The sequence below is a fragment of the Limnoraphis robusta BA-68 BA1 genome (assembly GCF_034932365.1).
In the GTDB taxonomy this organism is placed as follows: domain Bacteria; phylum Cyanobacteriota; class Cyanobacteriia; order Cyanobacteriales; family Microcoleaceae; genus Capilliphycus; species Capilliphycus robustus.
On sequence record NZ_JAYGHR010000121.1, the window covers coordinates 1 to 6,297 of the forward strand.

The window sequence follows — 6,297 nt, forward strand, 5'->3', positions numbered from 1 at the left end:
TAAGAGACAGGATCTGCGCACCCGTATCCGTGCAGGTACCGCTGACGGCGTCTATACCAATCGCGTGGCGGTTTTCGAGAACGGCGGCGTGCCCTTCACCTGCGCTGGCACCCTGGTCGCCGATGCCGATGATCAGGACGGCGACACCAATACCACCGAGCAGCGCTGCGAGCGCGCTGTCACCTTCAACATCGTCCAGGCCGCCGTGCTCGATGGCACCAAGTGGGTGGCGGGCCCCGGCCCGTTCGAAAACCCGATCGATCCGATCGTCGACGACCCGACTGAAGCGCCGGTCACTGCCAGCGCCAGCTGCCCGGTCTATTCGACCGACTTCGCCGGCGAGCCGGGCGTGGGCGTGGACGCCAATCCGTTCACCCGCTTCCCCTGCGTGGCGCGCACCGACTTCGGCGGCAGCTACAGCTACCGGATCCGTGTGCAGAACGCCGGCAACGTGGCTTTCGACAACTACGTGATCTACGACGTGTTGCCCTTCATCGGCGATACCGGCGTCGGCGAGCCGCAGGCCACGGTCACCCGAAACACCCGCTTCCGCCCGCTGATGACCGGCGCGCCGACCCTGGTTGCGGGACAGACCACGGCGCCGATTGCCGGCAATTTCAATGTCGAGTACTCGGCGTCCAGCAACCCCTGCCGCCCGCAGGTCTCCGATGATGACGACCAGACCGGCTGGCAGGGCAGCTGCACCAACGACTGGAGCCCAACGCCTCCGGGCGGCAACTTCGCCAACGTGCGCGCCTTCCGCATCTTTGCCTTCACCGATCCGAACGGCACCGACAACACCAACTGGGGCCGGCTGGAGACCGCGGTGTTCGAGATCCCGATGCAGGCGCCGAGCTACCAGCAGCAGCCGGTCTCGGGCGACGCGCTGCCTTCGGTGGTCGGCAACACCAATGTGTTCAACCCGGCCTGCGGCTCCTTCGCCCACCGCGCCTACCGCGCCGTCAACAACGCGGCCCTGGACCCGATCAACCTGCTGCCGACTGCCGAGCCGGTCAAGGTCGGCGTGATCCTTCCCGAGCGCTATCGAGTCGGCAACCTGGTCTGGCGTGACATCAACAACAACGGCCTGAACGATCAGGGCGAGCCGGGCATCAATGGAGTGGCGGTAAACCTGTGCCGCGATGCGGCGCCCGCGGGCTTCGGCCCGGAAGACACCGTGGTCGCATCGACCACCACGGCGACCTTGGGCGTGCGCGTCGGCAAGTACCGTTTCGATGAGCTGCCACCGGCCAACGACTACTACATCGCCATTCCCGAGCTACAGGGCGCGCTTGCCGGCCTGCAGGTGTCCTCGACAAACGGTATCAACCTCAATACCGACGCCGACAACGACAACAACGCCACGGTCACGGCCGTGGCCGCCTGCGGCGCGGGCGACTCCTACGTCTCGACGCCCAGCTGGGCGATCGGCGTGCCAAGCGCCAGCGAGCCGACCAATGAGCGCATCTACAGCGGCTCAGGCACCGATGACGACCCGAACAACGGCGCCGGCACCGACACCTGGCCGGACCGGATGTCCAACTTCTCGGCCGACTTCGGATTCGTGATCGCCGGCGGCGCGCCGATCGAAGACCACGGCGACCTGCCGGACACCGGCAATGGCGACACCACAGGCAACTACCGCACCAACCTGTCCGACAACGGTCCGAGTCACATCATCGTGCCGGACTTGTTCCTCGGCGCGTCGGTGGACGCCGAGTTGGACGGCCAGCCGAACGTGGCGGCCGACGGCGATGACATCAATGGCGCGCCGGACGACGAGGATGGCGTCATCGATCTCAACGAGCTGCAGTTCTTCCGCGGCCAGCCGGCCCAGGTACGGATGACGGTGTTCAACAACACCGGCTCGGTTGCGCGCTTGTGCGGCTACTCGGACTGGAACAACGACGGCGACTTCCTCGACACCAATGTCAACGGCACCTCCGAGCTGGCGGCGACCCTGAGCATTCCGTCGTCGGCCGCGCCGCAGGTGGTGACGGTGAACTGGGGCACGGTTCCTTATCCCGGCCCAACCATCGATCCCGCCTACGTTCGCTTCCGCCTCAGCCTCGACACCGGCAACTGCAGCACCGGCTTCTCGGTCGGCCCCAGCGCCAGCGGCGAGGTCGAGGACTATCGCTCGGCCATCATCGCCATCGACCGCGGCGATCTGCCCGACGGCGCGGCGGGCGTTGCCACCGGTGACTACGAAACCCTGATCGCCAATGGCGGTCCCAGCCACCTAATCCTGAGCAGCCTGCGCTTCGGCGCGCAGAATGATCACGACCAGGACGGTCAGCCATCCGTGGCGGCCAATGGCGACGACACTGCGCCCGGTGCTCCCCAGCCCGATGACGAGGACGGCTTTACTGTGGCCGACCTGAGCATGGTCGCCGGCAGCAATGCCACCGTGCGCTTCAATGTCACCAATACCAGCGGTTCCACCGCTACGGTGTGCGGCTTCGTCGACTTCAATGGCAACGGCGTGCTCGACGATATCGGCGAGACCGCCACCGCCACGGTCAACACCGGTGCCAACAACGCTGCCCGCACCCTGAGCTTCAGCGTGCCGCCGCTGGCCTCGCGCAATACCTATGCCCGCTTCCGCATCGACGCCGATGGCGGTGGTACGGGAAGCTGCTCGCCCGATGGCGACCGCAACAGTGGTGAGGTCGAGGACTACGTGGTCACCATCAATGCTTTCGATCTGGGCGACCTGCCGGATGCCAGCAATGGCACGGGTGTGGGCAATTACAACACCCGGATCGCCGATGGCGGCGCGCGGCACAGCATCCTGCCGGGCTTCCCGGCGACGCCGAACCTGTTCTTGGGTGCCGGCGTGGATGCCGAGCCGGATGGCGCGCCCAATGCGGCGGCGGATGGCGATGACCTGGCCAATGACGACGAGGACGGCATTGATGTCGCCGACCTCAGCCTGCTGGTCAATGTGCCGCCGGTGATCGACCTGACAGCGACCAACAGCACGGGCGTTGCCGCCCGGGTCTGCGGCTTCATCGACTACAACGGCGACGGCGATTTTGCCGATGCCGGCGAGTCGGCGTCGGTGGCCGTGCCCGATGGCGCCAGCAACCAGGCGCTGCAGCTGAACTTTGCCGCGCCGCTGGCCGGCGCTGCCAGCAGCACCTATGCGCGCTTCCGCCTCAGCACCGACACTGCGGGCGCCTGCGCGCCGAACGGTGACGCGCCGAACGGTGAGGTCGAGGACTACCCGGTGAGAATTGCCGAGCCGAGCGACCTCGGCGACCTGCCGGACTCCTACGGTACGCTTCGCGCAAGCGGCGGCGCCCGCCATCCGCTGCGGCCGAACCTCGGTCTTGGCACCTTGATCGACGATGAGCTGGACGGCGTGCCGAGCGTCGGCGCCGACGGCGATGACCTCGCAGCCAGCGATGATGAGGACGCGGTGGTCGTGGCCGACCTGTCGGCCGCCAACCTGATTGCCGGGCGGTTGGCCAACGTGCGGATCACCGCGACAAATGGCACCGGCGTGCCGGCGCGGGTCTGCGGCCACATCGACTTCAATGGCGATGGCGATTTCGGCGATGCCGGCGAGGTCAGCCAGCTGCCGGTTCCCGATGGCAGCACGGCGGCCGAGTTCAGCCTGCCGTTCAATGTGCCGACCGCCTCGGTGGCCAGCACCTATGCGCGCTTCCGACTGAGCACCCTGACCACGGCCTGCGCCGGGGCCAACGCAGCCGGGCTGGAGCCCGACGGCGAGGTCGAGGACTACGTCGCCGCGATCGGCCTGTTCGATTGGGGCGATCTCCCGGACCCCGCGCTTGGCGTGAGTGGCGCCGACTACCGCACCCTGGCGGCCGACAACGGCGCCGTGCATCCGATCATCGACGGCCTGCGCATCGGCGCCCTGGTAGATGCCGAGGGCGACGGCCAGCCCAACGCCGCGGCCAACGGCGACGATAGCAACGCCTCGGGCCTTGCCGCGGGCGACGACGAGGATGGCGTCAACAGCGCCAACCTGGTGTTCACCGCCGGCATTCCGCAGGCGGTCAGCGTGCAGGTGACCAACACCACGGGTGGCGATGCGCGCCTGTGCGGCTTCGTCGACTTCAACCGCGACGGCAGCTTCGCCGGCGGCGAAGTGCAGTCGATCAGCGTGCCGGACGGCAGCAATGACGCAACCGTGCAGCTGAACTTCACCCCGCCGCTGGGCACCGGCTTCGGCGAGATCTTCTCGCGCTTCCGCCTGTCCACCGACACGCTGGGCGCCTGTACTGCCGAAGGTCTGGCCAGCAATGGCGAGGTCGAGGACTACGTGGGCTTCGTCGGAAATATCGATCTCGGTGACCTGCCGGATACCGGCCCTGGCACCGGAACCGGCAACTACAACACCTTGCGTTCCGACAACGGCGCGCAGCACTCCATTGTCAGCGGGCTGTTCATGGGCCAGCGCGTCGATCAGGAAGTGGATGGCCAGCCGAGCACCGGCGCCGATGGCGATGACAATGCGGCGCCGCTGGCACCGGTCGCCGATGACGAGGACGGCGTGCAGCTCGCCGACCTCACCTTCATCGCGGTGACGCCGGGCAGCGTGCCGGTGGTGGTGACCAACACCATCGCCGTCCCCGCGCCCGCCAACCTGTGCGGCTATGTCGACTTCAACGGCGACGGCGACTTCCTCGACGCCGGCGAGGCAGCGAGCGCGGTCGTGCCCCACGGCAGCAACGCCACCACGGTCACCCTGAACTTCGGCAACGTGCTGGCCACGTCGGTACGGCGCAGCTACGCGCGCTTCCGCCTGACCACGGCGGCCTGCTCGCCGACCGGTATCGCCCCGGACGGCGAGGTCGAGGACTACCCGGTCGAGGTGCGTGTGTTCGATCTTGGTGACCTGCCTGATCCGTCGGCCGGCATCGGGCTGGACAACTACCGCACCACTCGCGCCGATGGCGGCCCGCGTCACGAGATCGTCGACGGCCTGCGCCTGGGTGCCCTGGTCGATCCGGAAGGCGATGGCCAGCCGACGACCAAGGCCAATGGCGATGACGCCAACGGCGATGACGAGGACGGCGTCACCTTCATGGCCGGCTACGAGCTGGGCAGCCCGGCGCGCGTCGACGTGGTCGCCACCAACACCACCGGCTCGCCGGCGCGTGTGTGCGGCTTCATCGACTGGAATGCGGACGGTGACTTCAACGACACCAGCGAGTCTGCACAGAGCGTGGTGGCCGATGGCAGCAGTAGCCTTGGCCTGACCATGAACTTCGGCCTGGTCCCGCTGGGCGCCGACCTTACCCCGTACGCCCGCTTCCGGATCAGCACCGATCCGACCTGCAGCCCGGATGGCGAGGCCAGCGACGGCGAGGTCGAGGACTATCTGATCGGCACCACCGGCAACGGCGCGCTGGAACTCGGCAACCTGATCTGGGAAGACCGCAACAACAACTGCCTGGTCGACTTCGGTGAGCCCGGCGTGCAGGGCGTCACGGTGGACCTGTTCGCCGACACCAATCTCGACGGCCAGCCCGATGGTCCGGCCATCGACAGCACCACGACCGACGTCAACGGCAACTACCTGTTCGTCGACCTGGTGCCGGATGACTATCTGGTCGTCGTGCAGCGGCCGGTGCGCTACATCGGCTCGACCGGCTCGGGGTTGCCCTTCGCGCCGACCGGCAGCTGCGCCGCGGGCGTTGATCCGGACAACGATCTGGACAACGACGACAACGGCTTCGACGACGGCCCGGTCACCCGCGCTCCGCCGATCACCCTGATCGCCGAGAACGAGCCCGGCCCGCCCAACAGCGACACCAACCCGACCGTCGACTTCGGCCTGCTGTACAACTTCGATCTCGACCTGACCAAGGACCTGGCGCCGGGCCAGCCGGCCCTCGTGCAGATCGGCGCCACGGTCAACTACGTGATCACAGTCAGCACCCAGGGCACGGTGCCGGCGCGCAACATCGAAGTCACCGAGCGTTTCCCCGAGGGCTTCAATCGGGTTGATACCGGCTGGGCGCTCGCGCTCGACGGACGCTCGGCCACCCGGGTCATTCCGGGGCCGCTCGATCCGGGTCAGAAGCGAGAACTACGGCGTTGGACGCTGCCGCTGGGAGCAAACACTAACAACCGACTACAGGGACGGGGAATTTCTCGTGGCGGGCATGACCTACATGCACTATGACACGCTCGATCCCGACGCCCATGGGAGCTGCGATTACAACGTGCTGACCGGTGCCTATGTGAAAGACGGCAAATCCGCAAAAACCGAAGCCAGACGCATCCCCGTTGCCGAAGGGAGCTTGAGCGGTGCTGAAG

The 6,297-nt window shown here is 67.3% G+C and carries 1 protein-coding gene; it reads left to right on the forward strand.

Annotated features, from left to right (window positions below; translation table 11 throughout):
* The first annotated feature begins 64 nt into the window (after positions 1–64).
* On the forward strand, positions 65–6,163 hold the full coding sequence (locus tag VB836_RS30165; protein WP_323225231.1) for a GEVED domain-containing protein: 6,099 nt from the start codon (positions 65–67) through the stop codon (positions 6,161–6,163).
* Positions 6,164–6,297 lie beyond the last annotated feature (134 nt).